General features: G+C 51.6%; 18 protein-coding genes and 1 pseudogene. 12 read left to right on the forward strand and 7 right to left on the reverse strand.

Features of this window, described 5'->3' with window-relative positions; all coding sequences use genetic code 11:
- Window positions 1–10 precede the first annotated feature (10 nt).
- The 3 genes from ACH5Y9_RS03825 to ACH5Y9_RS03835 all read left to right on the forward strand — a co-directional run bounded on the left by ACH5Y9_RS03825 (window position 11) and on the right by ACH5Y9_RS03835 (window position 4,537).
- Window positions 11–3,268, forward strand: a complete 3,258-nt coding sequence (locus tag ACH5Y9_RS03825) for an EAL domain-containing protein (protein ID WP_445368586.1) — start codon at window positions 11–13, stop codon at window positions 3,266–3,268.
- 192 nt (window positions 3,269–3,460) lie between these two features.
- Window positions 3,461–4,177 (forward strand): YebC/PmpR family DNA-binding transcriptional regulator, encoded by a 717-nt coding sequence (locus tag ACH5Y9_RS03830; protein ID WP_205450703.1) that lies wholly within the window; start codon window positions 3,461–3,463, stop codon window positions 4,175–4,177.
- A 204-nt stretch (window positions 4,178–4,381) separates the two neighbouring features.
- Window positions 4,382–4,537 (forward strand): hypothetical protein, encoded by a 156-nt coding sequence (locus tag ACH5Y9_RS03835; protein WP_165385973.1) that lies wholly within the window; start codon window positions 4,382–4,384, stop codon window positions 4,535–4,537.
- Window positions 4,538–4,688: 151 nt separating this feature from the next.
- On the opposite strand, the gene ACH5Y9_RS03840 is transcribed toward ACH5Y9_RS03835, so the two are convergent.
- Window positions 4,689–6,470 (reverse strand): GspE/PulE family protein, encoded by a 1,782-nt coding sequence (locus tag ACH5Y9_RS03840; protein ID WP_415880442.1) that lies wholly within the window; start codon window positions 6,468–6,470, stop codon window positions 4,689–4,691.
- A gap of 413 nt (window positions 6,471–6,883) precedes the next feature.
- Between ACH5Y9_RS03840 and ACH5Y9_RS03845 the strand changes: the two are divergent.
- Window positions 6,884–7,670 (forward strand): annotated as a pseudogene (locus tag ACH5Y9_RS03845) (MlaA family lipoprotein).
- 151 nt (window positions 7,671–7,821) lie between these two features.
- Here the strand turns inward: ACH5Y9_RS03845 and ACH5Y9_RS03850 are convergent.
- A complete protein-coding gene (locus tag ACH5Y9_RS03850) occupies window positions 7,822–8,112 on the reverse strand; it encodes a hypothetical protein (protein WP_445368587.1) in 291 nt (96 codons plus the stop codon).
- Window positions 8,113–8,428: 316 nt separating this feature from the next.
- Between ACH5Y9_RS03850 and ACH5Y9_RS03855 the strand changes: the two genes are divergently transcribed.
- Both ACH5Y9_RS03855 and ACH5Y9_RS03860 read left to right on the forward strand, forming a co-directional pair.
- On the forward strand, window positions 8,429–8,818 hold the full coding sequence (locus ACH5Y9_RS03855) for a hypothetical protein (protein WP_033155315.1): 390 nt from the start codon (window positions 8,429–8,431) through the stop codon (window positions 8,816–8,818).
- A gap of 62 nt (window positions 8,819–8,880) precedes the next feature.
- On the forward strand, window positions 8,881–9,678 hold the full coding sequence (locus ACH5Y9_RS03860) for a flagellin (RefSeq protein WP_445368588.1): 798 nt from the start codon (window positions 8,881–8,883) through the stop codon (window positions 9,676–9,678).
- A 128-nt stretch (window positions 9,679–9,806) separates the two neighbouring features.
- Here the strand turns inward: ACH5Y9_RS03860 and ACH5Y9_RS03865 are convergent, their stop codons facing one another.
- Window positions 9,807–12,518: a cation-translocating P-type ATPase gene (locus ACH5Y9_RS03865; protein ID WP_445368589.1), complete on the reverse strand. Its 2,712-nt coding sequence runs from the start codon at window positions 12,516–12,518 to the stop codon at window positions 9,807–9,809.
- 147 nt (window positions 12,519–12,665) lie between these two features.
- On the opposite strand from ACH5Y9_RS03865, the gene ACH5Y9_RS03870 reads away from it, so the two are divergent.
- Both ACH5Y9_RS03870 and corA read left to right on the forward strand, forming a co-directional pair.
- The gene (locus tag ACH5Y9_RS03870) at window positions 12,666–13,871 is read left to right on the forward strand and encodes a hypothetical protein (RefSeq protein WP_445368590.1); all 1,206 of its coding nucleotides are present in this window, start codon (window positions 12,666–12,668) and stop codon (window positions 13,869–13,871) included.
- Window positions 13,872–13,907: 36 nt separating this feature from the next.
- A complete protein-coding gene (gene corA / locus ACH5Y9_RS03875) occupies window positions 13,908–14,873 on the forward strand; it encodes a magnesium/cobalt transporter CorA (protein WP_171697772.1) in 966 nt (321 codons plus the stop codon).
- A gap of 58 nt (window positions 14,874–14,931) precedes the next feature.
- On the opposite strand, the gene ACH5Y9_RS03880 is transcribed toward corA, so the two are convergent.
- On the reverse strand, window positions 14,932–15,477 hold the full coding sequence (locus ACH5Y9_RS03880; RefSeq protein WP_445368591.1) for a peroxiredoxin: 546 nt from the start codon (window positions 15,475–15,477) through the stop codon (window positions 14,932–14,934).
- Window positions 15,478–15,791: 314 nt separating this feature from the next.
- Here ACH5Y9_RS03880 and ACH5Y9_RS03885 point away from each other — a divergent pair, with 314 nt between their 5' ends.
- From ACH5Y9_RS03885 to ACH5Y9_RS03900, 4 genes are all read left to right on the forward strand, one after another.
- Window positions 15,792–19,055, forward strand: coding sequence for a bifunctional diguanylate cyclase/phosphodiesterase (locus tag ACH5Y9_RS03885; protein WP_445368592.1), 3,264 nt, complete (start codon window positions 15,792–15,794; stop codon window positions 19,053–19,055).
- 119 nt (window positions 19,056–19,174) lie between these two features.
- Window positions 19,175–20,152 carry an FtsH protease activity modulator HflK gene (gene hflK, locus ACH5Y9_RS03890; RefSeq protein WP_445368593.1) on the forward strand — a complete coding sequence of 326 codons (978 nt, stop codon included), beginning with the start codon at window positions 19,175–19,177 and terminating at the stop codon, window positions 20,150–20,152.
- The gene (gene hflC, locus ACH5Y9_RS03895) at window positions 20,149–21,114 is read left to right on the forward strand and encodes a protease modulator HflC (RefSeq protein WP_445368594.1); all 966 of its coding nucleotides are present in this window, start codon (window positions 20,149–20,151) and stop codon (window positions 21,112–21,114) included. Before hflK ends, hflC begins: the two co-directional genes overlap by 4 nt.
- A 105-nt stretch (window positions 21,115–21,219) precedes the next feature.
- A complete protein-coding gene (locus tag ACH5Y9_RS03900; RefSeq protein ID WP_445368595.1) occupies window positions 21,220–21,576 on the forward strand; it encodes a hypothetical protein in 357 nt (118 codons plus the stop codon).
- Between the two features lie 19 nt (window positions 21,577–21,595).
- Here the strand turns inward: ACH5Y9_RS03900 and ACH5Y9_RS03905 are convergent, their stop codons facing one another.
- The 3 genes from ACH5Y9_RS03905 to ACH5Y9_RS03915 are packed head-to-tail and all read right to left on the reverse strand — an operon-like array spanning window position 21,596 to window position 22,530.
- On the reverse strand, window positions 21,596–21,769 hold the full coding sequence (locus ACH5Y9_RS03905; RefSeq protein ID WP_445368596.1) for a rubredoxin: 174 nt from the start codon (window positions 21,767–21,769) through the stop codon (window positions 21,596–21,598).
- 17 nt (window positions 21,770–21,786) lie between these two features.
- Window positions 21,787–22,290 (reverse strand): YqiA/YcfP family alpha/beta fold hydrolase, encoded by a 504-nt coding sequence (locus ACH5Y9_RS03910; RefSeq protein ID WP_445368597.1) that lies wholly within the window; start codon window positions 22,288–22,290, stop codon window positions 21,787–21,789.
- A gap of 24 nt (window positions 22,291–22,314) precedes the next feature.
- Window positions 22,315–22,530 (reverse strand): DUF2905 domain-containing protein, encoded by a 216-nt coding sequence (locus ACH5Y9_RS03915; protein ID WP_445368598.1) that lies wholly within the window; start codon window positions 22,528–22,530, stop codon window positions 22,315–22,317.
- Window positions 22,531–22,532 lie beyond the last annotated feature (2 nt).

The following is a 22,532-nucleotide window of genomic DNA, read 5'->3' on the forward strand; positions in this document are numbered from 1 at the left end:
GCCCGGTCTAATGGATGATATTGATCAACAGGCGTTGCAACAAGCCCTGGAAAAGTGCGCGGCAGAACCCATTCACCAAATCGGGCAGATTCAGCCGCATGGCGCCTTGTTGGTTTTGAGCGCTGATCGACCTTACACGGTATTGCAGGCCAGTGTCAACGTTAGCGAATTTTTCAGCGAATTGACCGGCGAGGTGTGCCGCAAACCGCTTCAGGAACTGGTAGGCGAAAAAATTACCGGGCAAATCGAGCAAATGTTTCAATCGGCGCAGCGTAAAAATACGGCCGCCGGGAAACTCAGCATTCCTCAACGCCGCGGCTCTCTTGAGCTACAGGCCCACGCTTATGTCAGTGACGGGCTATTTGTGTTGGAGCTTGTGCCTGATCACGACGCCGACCAGGAAGGGCGATTGTCCGAACTGCTGATGGAAATGCAGGAGTCATTACTGCGATACGACGCGAATAGCGATTTCTCGCGCTATTTCGATGATGTCGCGCTGTTGGTGCGGCGGATGAGTGGCTACGATAGCGTGATGATCTATCGGTTTGACTCTAATTGGAACGGTCAAGTGATTAGCCAAAATAGCGTGGATCATGCGCCGTCCTACCTTGGGTTGCACTTTCCGGCCAGTGACATTCCGCCACAAGCGCGGCGGCTTTATACGAGTAATCTGGTACGCTTGGTTGCCGATATTGATGCAGAGCCGGTGCCCATTTTACCTGGCCTCAATCCCGTAACCGAGCGGCCGTTGGATATGAGTTACTCGGCGTTGCGTTGCCTGTCGCCGATACATATCCAGTATTTGCGCAATATCGGTGTGCAGGGGTCGATGGTGATTTCTTTGCTGCAAAACGGCCGATTGTGGGGATTGATAGCTTGTCATCACTTCACGGCAAAACGTGTGTCGATTGCCCAACGCGAAGCGGTGACGTTTATAAGCCGGATGGTGTCATCGAAATTATCCTCGATTGAGGCCTTGGAGCAGTACGACTGCGTTGCCAGCGCTAACCATGTGATCGGTGAGTTGCTGAATTATATTTTTACCGATCACGAGCAACAGGTCCTGCAAAGGTTACTACCGCCATTGATGGCGTTGCTGGATGCAACCGGGATATTAGCTGTGGTGGAAGGTAAGCGGCATGTTTACGGCGAGGTGTTGAAGCCTGCAGATCTAGGGGCATTATTGCTCTGGCTGGGCCAACAAGCCTGCGGCCAGATATTTAGTTCTGATCATCTTGCCAATGATTTTGTACCGGCAGAAAAATACCAGGAAATAGCCTCAGGGATATTGACCACACCGCTGCCCGGCGATATGCGCAATGTCATAGTTTGGTTCAGACAGGAAAAGCCGCGCACCGTAAGCTGGGCGGGCAAGGCCGAGAAAGGCTTGGTGATGGACAAAAGCGGAAACTATCAACTGACACCGCGTAAGTCATTTGAAATGTGGACGGAATTATGGCGGGGTCGCAGCGAACCTTGGTCGCCTGTACAAATTGATATTGCCCGGATGTTGGCGATGACCTTACCCGAGGGCTTGGCACAAAAAAGCCGGTTGGAGCACGCGCTGAGACAGCAACAGCTATTGGACGCCGAGCTGCGGATTGCCGCTACCGCTTTCGAGTCGCAGGAAGGCATCGTGGTTTTGGACGAGAATCGGTTGATACTGCGGGTAAACCAGGCGTTTACCCGTATTACCGGTTACCTCAGCGAGGAAGTAGTAGGCAAGAATCCGCGGGTATTGGAATTGGATTTGCAGGGTCTGGTCTATTACGAGGAGATGTGGGAAAGAGTCAATAACTCAGGGGTCTGGGAAGGTGAGATTTCTAGTAAACGCAAGGACGGTGCGGTGTTTCCCATGCATTTGGCCGTCAGTACGGTGAAAGACCCGACGGGTTGCATTAAAAATTATGTGGCCACGTTTGTAGATATTACCTCGATTAAAGCCGCTGCCGAGGAAATTGAGCGCTTGGCGTTTTATGACCCGTTGACCGGTTTGCCGAATCGCCGATTACTGCAAGATCGTTTGAAACGAGCGCTGATTGCCAGTGCGCGCAGCGGGCGGGAGGGGGCCATCCTGTTTATCGATTTGGACAATTTCAAAACCTTAAACGACACCCTCGGTCACGACATGGGTGATTTATTGTTGCAATTGGTGGCACAACGTTTGGTGGCGTGCGTGCGCGAAGGCGACACGGTTTCGCGACTGGGCGGGGACGAATTTGTGGTGATGTTGACCGATCTGAGCGATGAAGTGCTGGATGCCGGCGCGCAGACCGAAGTGATAGCGAATAAAATCCTTACTGCCTTGACGCAAACCTACCGACTGGCCGACCACGAATATCGCAATTCGCCCAGTATCGGCGCCGTGTTATTCAACAACCAGGATTCGGACATCGAGAGCTTGCTGAAACAAGCCGATATTGCTATGTACCAGGCCAAAAAAGCCGGGCGGAATACCATACGTTTCTTCGACCCGGCCATGCAGGCCAGTATCAATGCGCGGGTCAAATTGGAGGCGGATTTACACGGTGCTTTAGCGGATAAGCAATTCCAACTGTATTATCAGCCGCAAGTCTCGCAAGGTTTGGATATTATCGGTGCTGAAGTCTTAATCCGTTTTCAACATCCCGAACGCGGCTTGATTTCACCGGCTGAGTTTATACCTTTGGCCGAGGATATCGGTTTGATTGTGCCGATAGGGCGTTGGGTACTGGAAACCGTTTGCCGACAACTGAAGATTTGGGAAAGCAGCGCACATACTCAACATTTGCAGTTGGCTGCAAATGTCAGTGCGCGGCAGTTTAGGCAAACTGATTTCGTCGACGTGGTGCGGCAAATCATTCGAGAGAGCGATATCAATCCCAATCGCTTGAAGTTGGAGTTGACTGAAAGTCTGGTGCTGGACGATATTGATGAGACCATCCGCAAAATGCATGCGTTAAGGGAAATTGGCGTGCGTTTTTCAATGGATGATTTCGGCACCGGGAATTCCTCGTTATCTAATCTTAGAAAACTGCCTATCGATCAATTGAAGATTGATCAAAGCTTTGTAAGAGATATTTCTGTCGATCCGGACGATACCGTGATCGTCCAAACGATTATTGCCATGGCCAATAATCTGGGTTTGGACGTGATAGCCGAAGGGGTGGAAACCGAAGAGCAACGTAGTTTTCTGGAAAACCATGGCTGCCATAGATTTCAAGGCTATCTCTACAGTAAACCCTTACCGTTAGATAGCTTTGAACGCTTGTTACCCTCAGCGGGGTGAACAAGTTTAGCCCGCCGGCGGATGTGATTAGAGCTTCCGTAATGCTGGCTTCTTTGATTTTGGTTTTGCGGCGAGTCTAACCATCATTCCTAGAGTCGGACCTGGCTTATACCGGTCAAAAAATTCCCACAGCAAATACTTATCTGTAGAATCGCGGTTTTTTTGCCAAGCGATCCGGGGAGCAAAAGTCGAATGGGTAGAGCGTATCAAAACCGTAAAGTGTCCATGGCCAAGACGGCTGATGCCAAGGCCAAGGTTTACAGCAAATATGGTCGGGAAATCTATATGGCCGCCAAATCCGGCGGTATCGATCCATCCGGCAACTTGACTTTGCGGGGGTTGATCGATAGAGCCAAAAAAGACCAAGTGCCTACGCATGTCATCGAAAAAGCCATCGATAAAGCCAAGGGCGGCGGCGGGGAAGATTTTGCGCCTGCCCGCTATGAAGGCTTTGGACCTGGTGGCTGCATGGTGATCGTCGATTGCTTGACCGACAATCCGAATCGCACGTTTGGCGATGTACGGCTGTGTTTTACCAAAACCAAATGCAAGATCGGTACGCAAGGTGCTGTCAGCCATATGTTCGATCATTCGGCAATTCTGGCGTTTAAACACAACGACGAGGATGCCGTGTTGGAAGCCCTGCTCAGTGCGGATGTGGATGTGTCCGACATCGAAAACGAGGACGGCAAGTTGACAGTGTTTACCCCTCATGCCGACTACGCGAAAGCCAAGCAGGCCTTAACAGATTTGTTGGGCGAGATCGATTTTGAAGTGGATGAAATTCAGTTTATACCAAGAAGCGTGTCCCCTATCAGCGGCGACGATGTGGTGATGTTCGAAAAGTTTTTGGATATGTTGAACGACCTGGATGACGTGCAAAACGTTTTCCATGATGCCGAGTATTAAGGGCAAAACCGTTCAGTAATTTGAGATATTGCATTCAGGAACCTCAGCGTTCCTGATCCACTAAAGTGCGTTGTCATTGCTTGTTTTAGCAAGATAACCTGGCTATTGTTTCTTTTTGTAAAACAAACAATATGTATTCGAGGGTATTGTTGATAAATTATATCTATCTTATAGTGTAAGCGTGTTTATTACGGAGTAACAAAAATGAATGACTTACAAAAAGATATTTTGAACGGTTTGGCTTTTATCACCGGCGTGATCGGTTTTATGTCAGGCGAATTTATTCTTTCATCGGCACTATTTGCTTCAACGACTGTTGCGAGCAACATCAACGTAAATCGGAAAAAACGCCAGGATTAAGCTGGCTTACTATAGGGCGGTTTCATTGGCCTATATCGTTTTAGCAGGGAAATAAGGCATCGGCTTAGGCCGGGTTTTTCCGGAGTCTGCTGTCTCTTCTCGGTTTTATCCTAATCTAGGCGATCAATAAATTTGTATTTGGTCGACAGATTTAAAAATCTATCCGCTCCGGCGCCACCCGCAACACTTCCTCAATGGTGGTAATGCCGGCGGCAACTTTTTCCGCGCCACTTAGCCGCAACGGGCGCATACCTTCTCTGATCGCTTGGCGTTGCAGCAACAGTGTGTCGCAGCCTTCCACGATCAATTTTTGCAGGGTCGGCTGGTTTTCGAAAATTTCGTAGATGCCGATACGGCCGGCAAAGCCGGTATTGCGGCAGGTCTTGCAACCAACAGCTTTATAAATGTGTTTAGGGGTAGCGACTTTAAACGGCGCCACCAATGCCTGCCACTGTGCTTGGTCTACGGTTGTCGCGGTTTTGCATTGCCCACATAGCACCCTTATCAAGCGTTGCGCCATTACCCCCAAAATGGTTTGCTGAATCAGATAGCCTGGCAAGCCAAGATTTAACAAACGTGTCACCGCAGCCGGCGCACTATTGGTATGGAGGGTGGAAATCACTAAATGTCCGGTCAGCGAAGCTTGCACGGCCATTTCCGCCGTCTCCAAATCGCGAATCTCCCCGACCATAATAATGTCTGGATCTTGCCGAAGTAGGGTGCGAATCCCACTGGCGAAATCCAAGCCGATATTGGCCTGAGTCTGCATTTGATTGAAAGCCGGCTCTATTTGCTCGATGGGGTCTTCCACGGTGCATAGATTGATTTCCGAGGTGGCCAAGCGCTTCAGCGTGGAATATAAGGTAGTGGTTTTGCCGGAGCCAGTCGGGCCTGTTACCAGAATAATGCCGTGGGTCTGGCTGGTCATCCGGTTCCAAATCCCCAGCTCCTGTTTATTAAAACCGAGCTGCTCGTAATCGCGCAGCAGCACTTCCGGGTCGAAAATTCGCATCACCAGCTTCTCGCCAAACGCAGTCGGCATGGTGGAAAGCCTTAGTTCTATCTCTTTGCCGTTGCTATTTTGGGTCTTGATCCGGCCGTCTTGCGGCAGGCGTTTCTCGGCGATATTCATCCGGCCTAGAATCTTCAAGCGGCTTAAGACCGCATTCATAATCGGCATCGGTAGTTGATAAACCTTGTGCAGAATGCCGTCGATCCTGAATCGCACATTGCCTTGCTGACGGCGCGGCTCGATGTGAATATCGCTGGCGCGCTGGTCGAAGGCATATTGCAGCAACCAGTTGACCAAATTCACCACATGCTGATTGTTCACGTCCAAATCGGCGCTTTTACTCAGCTCGACCAACTGTTCGAAGTTCTGGCCTTCCGCAGTGCGGCCGTCATTGTGGGTTTGCGCACCTTTCAGCGATTTGGAAAAGTTATAAAACTCGTCCAGATAGCGTTTGATCTCGTCCGGATTGGCAAACACGCAGCGAATCTTGCCGTGGTGCATCTTCGCCAGGTCGAGTTGCCAGGCACGGATGAAGGGTTCGGCGGTGGCTACCACAATTTCATCGGCGTCGATCTTGATCGGCAAAATATTATAATTGCCGGCGTAAGCCTTGCTGAACAAGGCAGTGACCGTAGGTACGTCGATTTTCAGTGGGTCGAAATAGTAGTAAGGCATAGCCAGCTTTTTCGCCAGCCATTGGGTCAAGTCTTCTTGCGTCAACGGTGTGCCGAGCTGGCTTTGGTCGGCGAGTTCGCACTCGGCTAAGACCTTTAACGGGTGCTTGTTGAGATTGATTTTGGCGGCTGCGTACTGCCGGCATTTTTCGACATCCTTGGCGGATAACATGCCGTCTTCTTCCAGCCACTTTACGATCTGGTTGATGTCCAGCTTTCTGTCTTCGGATTTGTGTTCTTCCCGCATACGCCTGGTTTGCTATGATATAAAGGTTTAGTCTAGCCAAATATGCAGGACGCTGTGTAGATTTAAAGCTTGGCGGTGGAATTTTCAGGCAGAGCATGGAACACTGCAAAAAGGCAATGTGAGACGACGACAAAAGCTATAATAGCGAATCGATTCTTTAATATGGAGTGGTTTAAGTCTTAACCCTACAATTAAAGCTTCCAGAAACAAACTACTTTCAGGATTTTTAAGCGATGTTTACCCAATTGCATCCAGGCAAGAACCGGGCACTTTTGATAGAAGTGTGTTTATTGACCAGTGCACTGCTGCTGCCCGGATGCGCGAGTACGGAAAAGCGTGACGAGCTTTCCTTTAGTGAAGCGGGCCATGCTGATCCGTACGAGGGATTTAACCGGTCCATGTACGGTTTTAATATGACACTGGACAAATATTTTTTTAAACCGGTTTCCGATGGTTATAAATTTATTACACCTGATTTCATGGAAACTGGCGTCAATAATTTCTTCACCAACTTGAAGGGTATTAACGTGGTGCTCAACGACGTCCTTCAGGGTAAATTCCAACAGAGCGCTTCGGACGCAGGACGCTTTTTAACCAATACCACTATTGGCGTGGGTGGATTAATAGACGTCGCCAGCGAGGTCGGTTTAAAAAACAATGTTGAAGATTTTGGGCAAACTTTGGCTGTGTGGGGAGTCGGGCAAGGTGCGTATTTGGTGTTGCCGGTTTTTGGGCCCACCACTATTCGCGATGGCGGCGCGGGCATCCTCGATAGAGACCGCCAACCCAGGTACCTACGTGCCGGGTACCGGTATTCTCGAGGGGATTAATGATCGGGCAAATGCCGAAGGGGCGTTGAACTTTATCAATGAGGCTGCTTTAGACCCGTATGTGTTTACTCGGGAATCCTTCCTGCAATATCGGCGCAATTTGGTCAACGACGGAAAAAGCGACAGCGCGAACTATGATCTCGATATTGATCCCACCGTTGACGCTGCGTCTGAACCCAAGCCCAGCAGCTCGGAAGTTCTCAAGCCATCGCTAGACACCACCGACAAGACTGAACAGAGTGGGTCACCCTCCACTCAGCCTGCCGTCGGCGCTACTGCTGATACCAAGGCCTTTGACAACATGCTGCAATCGTTTGAGGAAGCTTCAAACAAGCTCGATAAACTAAGTAAGCACAGACGTAGAAGGTGAGATAAAGACCTGGATAAGGCCCGCTACGCGGTCTTATCCAGGTAAGCTCTTTTGACTGTTTAGTTAACGTATTGGAGAGGGCCTTTTTTCCAGGATGTACTAAGCAACGCCTCGGGGCAATCCAGAGGTTTGGTGTTTGAGCGAATTTGATCTAATCGGATGGTGCGGAATGATCGGATACAGATTGCTTAGCGGTTTGCCGCTTTTTCCTGACAGCATAAAAGTAGGTCATGCCGGAAATGGTGCCGCATACCGTGGCTAATTTATCCAGAATAGGCGCGACGGTTACTATCAAAGGTTCATCGACCAGCCCCAACCAGAAGCCAAAAGCGCTTAGGCCGGTCGGCGTGGCTATTGTCGCCGCGACAGCCGATAGCCCGGCAATGATGCCTGTCGCCATGGCGATATGTTCTACCCTAGTGGCAATAACTTCGTGGTTCATGTGGATTGCGGGCGTAGTTGGTGGACTAATCGCAACCGGGTTTCCCGGCGGCTCAGCAGAAAAATCGCCTGCATTTTAGTCAGTTTCGAGCTGCTTGTCAGCGGGAGTGGGCAGCGAATGCTGGCGAAGATTGTCGGCAATCGTTGGCGTTATCGGGCTGAGGTTTCTTTGCTGCGCTTAGTGCCGGCAATATCCGAAATTGGTGTTTGACATTCCTCTGAACCTGGAGTAATACGGTGTCGTATTGGAGTGAAACTGCATGTTCATTCCGAAACCTGCCGCCAGCCTGCGGTGTATTCAGGGAGTTTAGAACGCTATGTCTTCCCTAACTGTTTCCAGTGTTAATCAATCCGGCTTTCAACAGTTGAGCGCGCTGACGGCCAAAAGAAATGCCGACCAAGCCGAGCAAATGGCGCAAGCCTTGAGAAAACAGGCGGATGCCGTTCAAGCCCAAGCCGACCAATATGCAGCCAAAGCCCAGGCGCTCGATTCCCAAGCCAGTAAGGCCAAGGTGGACTCTGACGCCGCGCACTTAAGACTGAATCTGTCCAACGCTTTTCAAGATGCAGGCGCGCAGTTAACTAAGACTATTCAGAACGCCGAGGTAAGACCGTCTACCTATTCGCAAACCGTGGCGGGTATAACCACAACTTCTGCTGCTGATGACAATAAAGCGGTGGGGAGCTCAATAGACATCGTTGCTTAGCCTGATTACCGTTCAGTTAGATAAGCAAGAGGCCGTCAAAAAACAGTAAGCGAGGTGACATCATGTTGTCGTCAATCAATACTAACAACCTGGACAAATCCCAAAGTCTGATCCAAACCAGCATCCAGCGCCTTAGCTCCGCGAAGCGGATCAATTCGGCCGCCGACAACCCTGCCGGGGTGGCAATTGCCGATGCCATAAGCAGTCGCTTGGGAGGGCAAAACCAAGCAATCGGCAATATCGGCAAGGGTCTGTCGCTCACGGATACAGCCGGTAGCGCATTAACTCAGGTAACCGACAACCTACAACGCATTCGTGAACTGACGGTGCAAGCCGGAAACGGCTCTCTGTCGGCCGCTGATCGGCAAAGCCTTCAGGACGAGATCAACGGCTTGGGTAAAAGCATTGATGGTATCGCCGGCAACACCCAGTTCAACGATCAAAAACTGTTGGACGGCAGTTTTTCCGGTCAATTGCAAATCGGCCCCAATCCCGGCGATACCCTTGGCTTAAGCCTCAGTAATGTATCCAGCACAGCCCTGGGTGTGTCGGGATTGGATGTATCGAGCGCTGCAAATGCGTCCAATGCGCTGGATAGCATAGACAGTGCGATTAAACATGTCGGGAATCAGCAGGGTAACTTGGCAAGTACTGCTGCAGGCTTGAATTCAAATCTGGCGAATCTGAGCAGCAGCTATCAGAATCTGGCCGAAACCCGCAGCCGTATTCAAGACACTGACTATGCGCAAACGGCTGCTGACTTGAACAAGGGAAAGTTGCAAAACCAGGTGGCTAGCTACGCGCTCAAGCTATATCAAGACAATCAAAAAGCCGCATCGGCGTTGTTAACCGGAATCTGAACGCCGTGTGACCTGCATCTACACGTCAGGTTTTGATTGTCCGTAATCGCCTATCGCTTTTCCGATGTTTTATCGGCGTGCTGCCGCTGCTTAGGCGGAAGGATGGGTAGCCTAGTGGGCGTGATTGCTTAGTGACGACTCAGTAAGCGCTTACGCAGTTTCAGCGGTTTTACCAGGACAGGAAAAAGCGCGAAGCGCCGCACCAACCATTTTCTGAATTCTTCCAGCAGCAGCATGCCGAGCGCAAACGGCAAGGTAAACAGCCAAACTTTGATGTCTATCGGCGCGGTGCCGAACAGCGCGTTGCCCCAGGGCGTGTAGACAATCGTCAGAATCAACGCAATTTCTAGAGCGATGCCGGACAGGATCAGCTTATTGTCCGAAAATGATGTGGCCAACAGGCCGCGTTGTCGCTGTTTGCAAATAAACACATTCGCGATCTGCATCATGATGATAGCGGTCAGGCAGGCGGTAGTGGCTTGCAGGTAGAGCGGGTGATGGTTGGACAATATCTCGCCATAATCCCAGCCGCCGCGATGCAACACAAAAAAGAATGCAGCCATTGCCGCGAGTGCTTCCAGCAGACCCAGGAAGCCGTAAGCCCTGGCCAGCAAGCGCCAGTCGATCAGCGTTTCCTTGTAAGAGCGCGGCGGTTTGTTCATGGCGGATGCATCCGGCTTTTCCACGCCCAAGCCCAAAGCCGGCAGCATGTCGGTGCCCAAGTCAACCGCCAAAATCTGGATGATGGTCAATGGCAGCGGAATTTTGCACAACACAAAGGCCAGATAAGGAATCAATTCCGGGATGTTGGAGCTGAGGATATAAGTGAGGAATTTGCGGATGTTGTCGAACACCGCGCGGCCTTCCTCAATGGCGGCCACGATGCTGGCAAAGTTGTCGTCCAGCAAAATCATATCGGCCGCTTCCTTGGCGACATCGGTACCGGCCTTGCCCATCGCAATGCCGATGTCGGCTTTCTTCAAGGCCGGTGCGTCGTTGACGCCGTCACCTGTCACCGCGACCACATGTTTCTTGCGCTGCAAGGCATCCACGATCAGCATTTTCTGGTCGGCGCCGACCCTGGCGAAAATAATCTCCGGCGCATCCAAGGCCACCTGCAACTGGCTGGACGTGAGTTTTTTCAGTTTATCGCCGGTAATCACCTTGGGATTATCCGATTTGATCAGTTTGATCTGCCGGGCAATCGCCACCGCGGTATGCGGATGGTCGCCGGTGATCATGATGACTTTAATGCCGGCGATATGGCATTGCGAGATGGCATCCGCGACTTCCGGCCGCGGCGGATCTTCCAGACCGACCAGGCCGCTGAAAATCAAGGCTTGTTCCGGCTCGGCTTCGACAGGGTCCGATAGGGGCCGATAGGCAAACGCCAGCACTCGCAATCCCTGGTCGGCCAGGGTTTTTAGAGCGTTTACCAGCTGTTGACGACCAGCGTCACCGAGAGGTTCTACGTTACCGTGCATCAAAATGTGCTGGCACAGCGGCAGTACCATTTCCAGCGCACCTTTGCAAAACAACATTTTGCCTTGTGGTGTATTGTGAATAGTCGACAGGCGTTTGCGGTCGGTATCGAAGGGCACTTCGCCGATTTTCGGGTAATCGATGCGCATGCCTTGTTCATGTGCCATCGACACCAGTGCCACTTCCATCGGGTCGCCCAGCAAACCTTTGCCTTCCACATGTTTCAGGCTATGGCACAAAGCCGCGTTGGCTAAAAAGGCGGTGTGATGTTGCAGGCTATCGCTGCCCAATTGCTCGGGTTGCCAATATTGATTGTCCAGAAACAGCTGCTTAACCGCCATGCGGTTTTGAGTCAGCGTACCGGTTTTGTCGGTACAGATTACCGTGGTTGAGCCCAGGGTTTCCACCGAGGGCAGATTGCGGATCAAGGCATTACGCTTGGCCATGCGCTGCGTAGCCATCGCTAGCGACAGCGTGACGGTGGGGAGCAGGCCTTCCGGCACGTTGGCGACGATGATGCCGATCGCGAACATGAAGTTTTCCCAAAAGGTCAGGCCGATGATTTGCCCAATAAAGAAAAACACCACGCCCAACAGCAGGGCCAACAAAGCCACGAAACGGCTGAGGCGGCGGATTTGCAATTGCAGCGGCGATTGGCCTTTGACCGTGGTTTTTAGGGTATGCGCGATCTTGCCAAACTCGGTATGCATGCCGGTAGCAAACACCAGTGCCTTACCTTCGCCGGCCACCACCGAGGTACCGGCCAGCAGGATGTTGCGGCTTTGGCTGATGTCCTCGACATCCGACACTTGCGCATCGCGGCCCTTAGGGAGTGACTCGCCGGTGATGGTGGCGTTGTTTACCCGCAAATTAAATGCTTCCAGCAGCCGGCAATCAGCTGGCACGTTATCGCCTTCCTGTAATACCAGCAGGTCGCCCGGCACCAACTCGTCGGCGAACACCAAGCTTAGCTCGCCGTCGCGGATCACTTTAACTTGATGCGGCAACAGCTTTTGTAATGCGGCAATCGCCTGCTCGGCTTGATGCCGTTGCCAGAATGAGAAACAGCCGTTGATCGCGATGACGCCCAGCACCGCATAGCCCAAAGTGGCCATGCCCTCTCCGGGTTGCCGGGATTCCGCGAAAAACGCCAAGCCGGCTGCCAGCCATAAAATTAAGGCAAAAAAGTGCAGAAACTCTTGGGCAAACAGTAGCAACGCCGAGGTTTTTTTCGATTCCTCGATACGGTTGAAGCCAAATTCATGTAAACGGCCTTCAATGGCGGCATCGGCGAGGCCGTTCATGCTGGAGCCTAAACTGTCCAGAGCTTCTTCGGGGCTTAGATGGTGAATTTTCATGCTCGTAATCCGATTAGCAGAATTAGGTTCGGCAGTTTAAAACGACTCGGAGTATTTCCGGTATGCGTCTCGGTGTGTCCATCAGCTTACTTGCGTTTTGGATGGCGTAGCAGGCACACTCTCTCATTTTTGGTTTGGACAGAAAAGATGAGCTTGAATTGCTGCTATTCTCTCGTGCCTTTCGCCGTCAGGTACACGACTGTGTTGGCTTTATGTGCTTTGCAAGGCTGCTTTTCGCCGCTGGCGCTGGACAGGGCAGTTGTCGAATACGACAAGGTTGCCACCGATATTTTGTCGAAACAGTTGTTGCTGAATATCGGCCGGGCCCATCAGCACCAACCCATGCATTTCACCGGTGTTTCGAACATCGCCGCTACGTTTAATTTTCAATTCAATGCCGGCGCCACGCCGGCTTTTACCGGTGAAGTCGGTTCGGTGATGACACCGGTATTTGGCGGGACGATGTCGGAAAATCCGACTATCAGTATCGTACCCATCGAAGGCGAAGAGTTTACCCGGCGCTTGTTGACACCGTTTCAGGAAAGCAAGCTGACCATGTTGTTGCGGCAAGGCGTGGACGTGGATTTGGTAATGCGTCTGCTTGCTGGCGAGCTGCGGCTAAACGGCGGCGAGCAGGCTGGCGTGTACTTGAACAAACCCATGGATGGTGACGGTTATAGGCTGTTCCGCCAAGCCGTGCTGCATTTGTCGTCCATTCAGGATAGCCATAAGTTGTTTGTGGAACCGTTGATATTCAATCGCAGCTGGAGTTTGCCTGCCGAATCGCTAAACGCCGAGCAATTGGCGGCTTTACAAAAAGACTATAAAGTGGAGTTTAACGCCGAGCAAAAACAAGTAACCTTAACTAAGCGGGTGACGGGGCGGATATTATTGACTAATTACGATCCCGTAACATTGAGCAACGAAGAGCGTTTGCGTTTGCATGAAGAAGCCGATCAAGGCGCCGAGAACGATGTCAGCGTCGATATTCGAGCAGGCTATCCTGGCGGCGAGTGGCCGCTGCATGGCGTGTTTCGTTTGCGCAGTTTTCACAATGTATTGAATTTTATCGGTCAAACGATAAGCGACGATCCGGAGTATCCTGTCGATAAACATCCGCAAACGCCTTCGGTTAGAGAGAATCCTGCGCAAACCATGGCCTTGCTGGTTAGCGAAGACGAGCCGTCGTCAACCGATATTAGCGTGCGTTTCGGCGACAATTATTATGCCTTAGAGCCGGAAACCGGCTATCAATGGAATCGGGAAGGTTTTAGATTGTTATGCCAGATTTTTCAAATGACCATGACCGATTTGGCGCGCAAAGGTGCGCCGGAAATCACCATTTCCAAATAAACAGGAGACATTTTGAGCGAAACTATCGATAAAAACATGGTGATGCGCTGCGTGGCCTATCAAAAAGGCCTGGGCATCGGTGACGTTACCATCGAAGACATCAGCGAAGTGTTGCTGAAAGACGATACCTTTATCTGGTTGGGTCTACGCGAGGCGAATGCCGAGATATTGAGAAAAATTCAGCAGGAGTTTGGTTTGCACGATCTGGCGATTGAAGACGCTTGTGCTGCGCACCAGCGGCCGAAGATCGAGGAATACGGCGATTCCTTGTTTATCGTGTTGCACACGGCGGAATTGATCGAGAAAAAAGTGGAATTCGGCGAGACGCATATTTTTATGGGGCCGCGCTTTGTAGTCACCGTGCGCCATGGCGCGTCGCAAAGTTTGAGCAAGGTGCGCGAGCGTTGTCAGGCCATGCCGCACCAACTCAGCAAGGGGCCGGGTTTTGCCTTGTATTCGATCATGGATTTCATCGTCGATAATTACATGGTGGCGATAGCCGGCTTGCAAGACCGTTTCGATGTACTGGAATCCGCGATATTTCAATACCGGCCCAGCCGGCAAACCATGGAAGACTTATACGAGCTAAAGCGCGAATTATTGCTTTTGGAAGGGGCGATTAATCCGGTTATCGACATTTGCAACGAGTTGATGCGCTTTCATGTTGGCCTGATACATAAGGATGTCAGAGTATATTTCCGCGACATCGCCGATCACATCAAGCGTGTTGATCAGGCTATCCACGGCATGCGCGAGATGTTGCTGGCGGCGATGCAGGTGCATCTGACTTTCGAGACCGTGCGGCAAAACGAGGTGGTCAAACGCTTGGCCGGTTGGGGGGCGATTTTAGCGATACCGACTATGGTATTCAGTTGGTACGGCATGAACTTCCGACATATGCCGGAACTGGATTGGCCCTATAGCTATCCCTTGGTAGTGGGCAGCGTGGCAGTGTGCAGCTTGGCCTTGTATTGGCGTTTGAAGCGGGCAGGATGGTTGTGAGCTACAAACCCGCTAAGAGTTGCCCGGTTGGGTGAATATTTATACGCTTGGCTTTGTATCAGTTCCCGCTCGCCTGCAATTGCTTCAGCGTTTCCGCGACCCGTTTGGCATCCAGGGCCGGGTCTACATCGTCATCGATACGGCGTATGGTTAAGTCGGGATCTACGATAAAGGTCCAGCGTTTGGCCATGTTCAATATGGGCATTTTTACGCCGTAGGCTTCGCTGACTTTGGCGTCCGCGTCAGACAATAAGGTGAAGGTCAGTTTGTGCTGCTGATGAAATGCCAGCAGATCTTGGACGTCATCCGTACTGATCCCGTATACCTCGGCATTTTGTTTGCGGATAAGTTCGATGGCGTCGCGGAAAGCGCAAGCTTGCGCAGTGCATCCGGGCGTACCGGCTTTGGGATAAAAATATAAGACCGTCCAACCTTTCCCGCGCCGAGCAGCTAAACTTACTGGGTCGCCAGCATGCGCTTGCAGTTGAAATATCGGTGCCGATTGGCCAACTTGCAGCGGAACCGCGTTTGCTGTCATCGAAAACGTTGGTAAGGCGAACAGCATGAAGACCAAGAGCCTGAATGTAAGAGTGGATTTTTGCATGCATGATCTCCCCTAAGGGGCTTACGATGGTGAAGTACCGAATGTTTTTGTGTTTAATTATAGTCGCCAGTATGCCGCAAAAAGCCGCTTACACAATGGTGAATAGGTAATCGCAGTGATTCGTTTGGATAGGCCCGACATCCATTTTCAACAGATAAGCCCCATGGTTCGGGCGTCCGCACCGAAAGCCGGAAAACTTTAGCGTTATGGTTCACCTTATATTTCACTTATATTACTCGTGGTTTTCGGCCGGTTGGTTTTAAGTTTTTGGCAGGCTGGTGTCAATTTTGGAGTTGAATAACGGAATAAGCAAAATGACGCGACCGTATTACTTTTCCCGGTTTTCCCGAATTTTGTGGCTGAATCTGGCCATGTTTGTGATTTTCGTGATTGCATTCGCGGTTTACGTGCGCGCCGAGAAGCAAATTGATCGCGCCAACGAAATCCGCTTTGCATCACACTTGCTGGCCGATGAATTTAGGCAATCGTCCAACGATCTCTCGCATGTGGCGCGCAGTTATGTCGCGACCGGCGATCCGGTTTATAAACACTATTTTCAAGAGATTATCGACATTCGCGACGGCAAACTGCCGAGGCCCGAAAATTATCATGACATGTATTGGGACTTGGTGATCGCGAATGCTCATCCGGCGCCGCAATCAAGCACTCAGTCAGTGGCCTTGCTGGAGTTGATGCGGCAAGCCGGGTTTTCCGAGCAGGAACTGGCGAAAATGGCCGAAGCCACGACCGATTCCGCTGCACTTATCCAAATAGAGCGCACGGCGATGGACATGGTTGATTCGAATCAGGGAATGCCCGACGGCAAATGGCATCAAGCCAATCTAATGCTGCACGATGCGACTTACCATCGAGCAAAAGCGAAAGTCATGCAATCGATCATCGACGCCTTCGAATTGATAGACCTGCGCACGCAACAGAGTGTGGTTGCCAGAGCGCGTATTGCCTTTTGGTTGCGGGTGGTGTTTGTGGTGTTCGGGGTAATGTTGCTATTGACGCTTTGGCGGGCGTATCGGACTTTACACGCAATATTGGGAGCCTCGGTCGACGAATTGCACGATCAGATCGTGCGGCTGGGTAGCGGCGATTTTTCCGCCGATATTCCGGTAAGCAAGGGCATGCGCAACAGCGTGTTGGGCTGGTTGGCGGAAACGCGGGCAAGTTTGGCAAGCGTTGAAGCCGCGCGCCGCACTGCCGAGGCAAGAAATCTGCGATTGACGCAATTGTATGCCGCGCTAAGTCAATGTAACCAAGCCATCGTGCGCTGTACCAGCGAAGCCGAATTATTCCCGCAAATCTGCCGCGACGCCGTGATATTTGGCGGCATGAAAATGGCCTGGATCGGCATGCTTGACCAAAACAGCCAAACTATTAAACCGGTTGCCTGTTATGGCATCGGCATCGAGTATCTGGATGGCATTGAAATATCAATAGACGAGAACCTGCCGACCGGGTGCGGACCAACCGGTACCGCAGTCAGAGAGGACAAACCATATTGGTGTCAGGATTTTCAACACGACCCCGCCACCGTAGCCTGGCATGCGCGTGGGGCAAAATTCGATTGGCAGGCTTCCGCGGCCTTACCCTTGCATCGAAACGGCAAGCCGGCTGGGGCGTTTATGCTGTACGGCGATCAAATCAATGTGTTTGACGATGCCGCGCGCAATCTGCTGTTGGAAATGGCCATGGACATCGATCATGCCATCGGTGGCTTCGAGCGTGAGGCCGAGCGCCAGCAAGCGCAGCAGATGGAAAGTTTGCGGGTGTTTATGCTGGAACGGCTCAACGGTAACCTGCAGTTGACGGATATTTTGCATGATGCGGTTACCGAACTGGAAATTATGTTGGCTGGTAGCGTTTGTTCGATTTTGCTCGTGGATGATGACGAACGTCTACGGCTAGGCGCGGCGCCTAGTCTTCCGGATTTCTACAATCAGGCGATCGATGGGCTAAAAATTGGTGCCGGGGCGGGGTCGTGCGGCAATACCGCGTACACCGGGCAAAGAACGATTGCGGAAAATCTGGCCGAGCATCCCTTTTGGCAGCCTTTTTTGCCACTGGCAGAACGGGCGGGTTTGGCGGCATGCTGGTCGGAGCCGGTACTCTCCGCCGGTAAAAAAGTGCTGGGTACCTTTGCGATTTATCATCGCCACCCTGCTGTTCCCAGCAAACATGAATTGCGCTTGCTGGAAATGGTGGCGCATTTCGTCGCCTTGGCTATCGAACGTAAGCAGGCGGAGGAGCACATTTATTACTTGGCCAATTACGATTCGCTCACCGGCTTGCCGAATCGCAGTCAATTGGACGATCATTTGAAATATGCATTGAGTTTGGCCAAACGGAGTAACGGCCACTTAGCTCTGATGTTTCTTGATCTCGATCATTTCAAAAATATTAACGATACCTTGGGGCATAGCGTCGGCGATGCGCTATTGGTGGAGTTAGCCAATCGGCTTTGTGCCGTGTTACGCGAAGAAGATACCGTGACCCGTTTGGGCGGCGACGAATTTATTTTCTTGTTGCCGGGCACAGATGCCGGCGGGGCCGCGAATGTCGCGCAGAAGCTTCTTGATGCGATAGCCGAACCTTACCGGATTGAGGAATTCGATTTGACGATGAGCGCATCGATTGGCATAGCCTTGTATCCTAACGACGGCGAGGACCTGGAAAGTCTGTCCAAAAGCGCTGATGTGGCCATGTACCGAGTCAAAACCGATGGCCGGCACGGTTACCGCTTTTTTACACCGGAAATGCAAGCCCGCGCCCAGCGCAATTTACAACTGGTTAATGCCTTATCCCATGCCTTGGACCGTCAACAACTGCATGTTTATTATCAACCGCAGGCGGACATTCATAGCGGGCGCGTGATCGGTGCGGAAGCTTTGTTGCGCTGGCGGCATCCCGAGTTTGGCATGGTTTCGCCGGCCGAATTCATCCCGGTGGCAGAAGACAGCGGGCTGATTTTGCCTATCGGTGAGTGGGTATTGCAAACGGCGGTGCGACAAGCGAAAACCTGCTTTGATCAGGGATTGGGGCCTTTGATCATGGCGGTCAATCTCTCGGCTGCTCAATTTAGCCATCCGGCCTTGCCGGAGATGGTGTCGTGTATTTTGGAAGAGGAGGGCTTGCCGCCCGAATATTTAGAATTGGAATTGACCGAAGGCGTGTCGATGCAGAATCCAGAAGCGGCTATAGCGGTGATGAATAAATTGCACGAGCGCGGAGTACGCATGTCTATCGACGACTTTGGTACCGGTTATTCGTCGTTGAGTTATCTGAAGAAATTTAAAGTATACAAATTAAAGATTGACCAATCTTTTGTCCGCGACATCAGTACTGATTCGGAAGATAAAGCCATTGTCAATGCGGTGATTAGTTTGGCCGCCAGCCTGGGTTTGCGGACCATAGCCGAAGGTGTGGAAACGGTTGAACAGCGGGAGTTTTTGCGCGAACAGGGCTGTCAGGAAATTCAAGGCTATTTATTCGCTAAGCCGATGCCCAGTGACCAGTTTGAGTTGTTTTTGCGGCAAACCGTCATTGATGCCACTCATGCGTTTTGAGCAGCGCATAAATTGACGAAAGGGTGGAGCGGGTCCATGCTTGTTTACTAAATTCGGCGGTGCTGGTGACTGGCAATGCCTTGCATCTTGATTTTTCGCCGACTTAACGGAGTCAGCCCTTGAACGACGTCAATCCCCTTTTTAAAAATCTGCCCGATTCGCTGCCGATTTCGCCCTTGGCGATTCTGATTCTCATCACGGCGCTGGTCGGCGCGAGCATGTCGTTTTATACCATTCCCGCCGAATCAGAGGGGATTGTGTTGCGCTTTGGCGAATACATCGAAAAAGTCCCGTCCGGTTTGCATGCCAAACTGCCATTTGGCGTGGATAGCGTCATCACAGTGCCGACTCAGCGTCAGCAGAAGCTGGAGTTTGGCTTCGCCACGGCAGGCTTCACCAACCCGGACCAAACCGGCGACGAGCCCGCGTTGGAAAAATCTATGGTAACCGGCGATCTGAACTCGGCGCTGGTCGAGTGGATCGTGCAATATCGGATCACCGATCCGGAAAAATATCTATTTGTGGTCCGCGACCCCGGTGTGACTTTGCGGGATATTTCCGAAGCCGTGATGCGGGAAGTGGTCGGTGATCGCACTGTCGATGAAATCATCACCATCGGCCGGCAGGAAATTGAAGAAACCGTGCTGGCGCGAGCACGCTTGTTGGCCGAGCGCTATCAATTGGGGGTGTCAATTAACCAGGTACAGCTCAAAAATGTGAATCCACCCGAGCCGGTACAACCCTCGTTCAATGAGGTGAATCGTGCTCAACAAGACCGAGAAAATGTCATCAATCTGGCGAATGGCGAATATAACAAAGCAGTGCCGCGCGCCCGTGGTGAAGCGGACCAGAAAGTTCGCGCGGCGGAAGGTTATCGTTTTAAACGAATTAACGAAGCGGAAGGGGATGTCACCGCTTTCAATCAGGTGTTGGAACAATATCTAAAAGCGCCGGACGTGACCCGTGCGCGGATTTATCTGGAAACGATGGGCGAGGTGTTACCGCAAGCCAGCCAGCAAATTATTGTCGATGACACGGTGCAGCAAATATTGCCGATGTTGCCGTTTCCCGGTCAGGCAGCGGGAGTAGTGAAATGAATTTATCGATAAGAACCTGGCTGTTAATCGTAGTTTCGGGGTTTTTGCTGTGGCAATCGGTGTTTACTGTCGATCAAACCGAGCAAGTCATCATCACCCAGTTTGGTAAACCGGTCGGCGAGCCGATCACCGATCCTGGCTTGCATTTCAAAATTCCGTTTACCCAGCAAATTAACAGCTTTGATAAGCGTTATCTGGCCTGGGATGGGCCGATGGTGGAGATGTCTACCAAAGATAAGACCTATGTACAGGTCGATACCTTCGCCCGCTGGCGCATCACTCAGCCCATGCAATATTACTTGCGCTTGCGCGACGAACGCAGCGCGCAATCGCGTTTGGAAGATATTTTAGGTAGCGAGACCCGCACCGCGATTGCCCGCCATGAATTGATCGAAGTGGTGCGTTCGGATAAGGATCGCAAACCCTTGCAAGACGAAAGTTTGGGGCCGTTGACCGGCGAAGGCACCATAGGGGTGCTGCGGCCGATTCGGGTGGGCCGGGCGGCAATCGAAAAAGATGTGTTCGATGCCGCAGCGCCGAAATTGGCGGAATTTGGTATCGAACTGCTGGATGTGCGCTTTAAACGCATCAATTACAACCATCAAGTGTTGGAGCGCATCCACCAACGGATGATCAGCGAACGCTTGCAAATTGCCCAGCGTTTCCGTTCGGAAGGCGAGGGCGAGGCAGCCAGAATTAACGGTAATCGGGACCGGGATCTCAATGAAATCGAATCTACCGCTTACAAACGTGTGCAAGAAATTCAAGGCGAAGCGGATGCCAAGGCCACCGAAATTTACGCCAAAGCCTATGGGCAAAAGTCCGAGTCCGCCGAGTTTTACAAGTTCTTGAAGAGCATGGAAACCTATCGCAAAGTGATAGACGGCGACGCCACTATAGTGCTGTCTACCAACAGTGATTTATTTGGCCTGTTGAAGCGGGTGGAGCAAAAGAATCGTTGATAGCCGCCAAAACAGCGCTGCTGTTTGTATCGCCAATAAGCAAAAATTAAGCTAGGGACGGCAAACTTTATCGCAAGCAAATAATTGTTTAACAGGAGGTTTGCGATGTTAAAAACAACAACAGTCATCGTTTTGGGTTTATTGGTGTCGTCGGCTGCGTTGGCCGACCATCAGCATTGGGGGCATCATCATGGCCACCATCATCACGGGCATTATCGGCCGATGTACCGGGAAGAAGTGGTTTATTATCAATCCGCCCCGGTCGTTGAATATGTGCCGGCTCCCCGGTATTACGCGCCACCACCGCCACCGGCTTATTACGGCTACGACCAGCGTTCGCCGCAAGGTTTGTTGGGTGGGATGGTCGGTAGTGCGATGGGCTATCAGCTCGGAAATGGCGACCCGATTGCCGCCGGCATTGGTGCCGCCGCCGGGGCTTTGCTCGGTAACGGTATGTACTGAGATTGCCTGATCGGAGCGGTCAATATGCCAGTAACTTGAAAAAGCTTTTCGGCGCGCCGCAAATCGGACAATCCCAGTCGTCGGGGATGTCCTCCCAGCGGGTGCCGGGCGCAATGCCGCTATCCTGGTCGCCCTTGGCTTCGTCGTAAATGTGTTCGCATTCCTGGCAATGGTATTTTTTGTAATTGCTCATTGGATTTTCCCTGGATATTAAGCGGCGCAATCGCCGAGAAATCGCGAGAAAGCAGTCGCCATTGTCGGCAATATGCTTAATAAGCGGTGGTCGGCATCCAATATATGCAGACGCGCGTGATGCTCTCGGCAGAAGCGCCAGGCGTTCTCCGGTGGTACCACATCATCTTGCCAGCCGTGAAAGACCTCAATGTTGGCGGTGCTAGGCTTAAACTCGGTACGCTCATAGCCTGGCAAATAAAATGCCGGCGCAATCAAAAACAAACCCTTCGGCTTAATGATTTCCGCCGCGACGGTCGAAACATAAGCGCCCATGCTGGAGCCCACCAACACTATCGTTTCATATCCCGATACATCCAGCGCCAATAGCTGTTGTACCCGCCAGTCCGGATCGTTGCTGGCTTGATAATCCGGGCTGATAAATTCAAACCCTTGGCGTTTGGCGACCTCCGCCAGTGCCAAGGGTTTTTCGCCCCAGGGAATACTGTCCTTGCCGTGGTTGTATATGACCAGTTTGCTCATGATTTTTTCTCGCTGTGCGAAAGCTTACTTTCTGAAAAATGAATTGATCAGTAACGTGATCAGCACGCTGACCACAATCATCGATGTAATCGGTATAAACACGAAGCTGTTTTTATTCTGAATCCGAATATCCCCTGGCAGTTTGCCGAACCAATTCACCAACCATGGGGCATAATTAAGAATCAAGCCGAGCACCAGGATGGCCGAGCCGATAATAATTAACGCTTTGCCGGGTTCCATCT

It is taken from the genome of Methylomonas sp. BW4-1 (assembly GCF_052474385.1).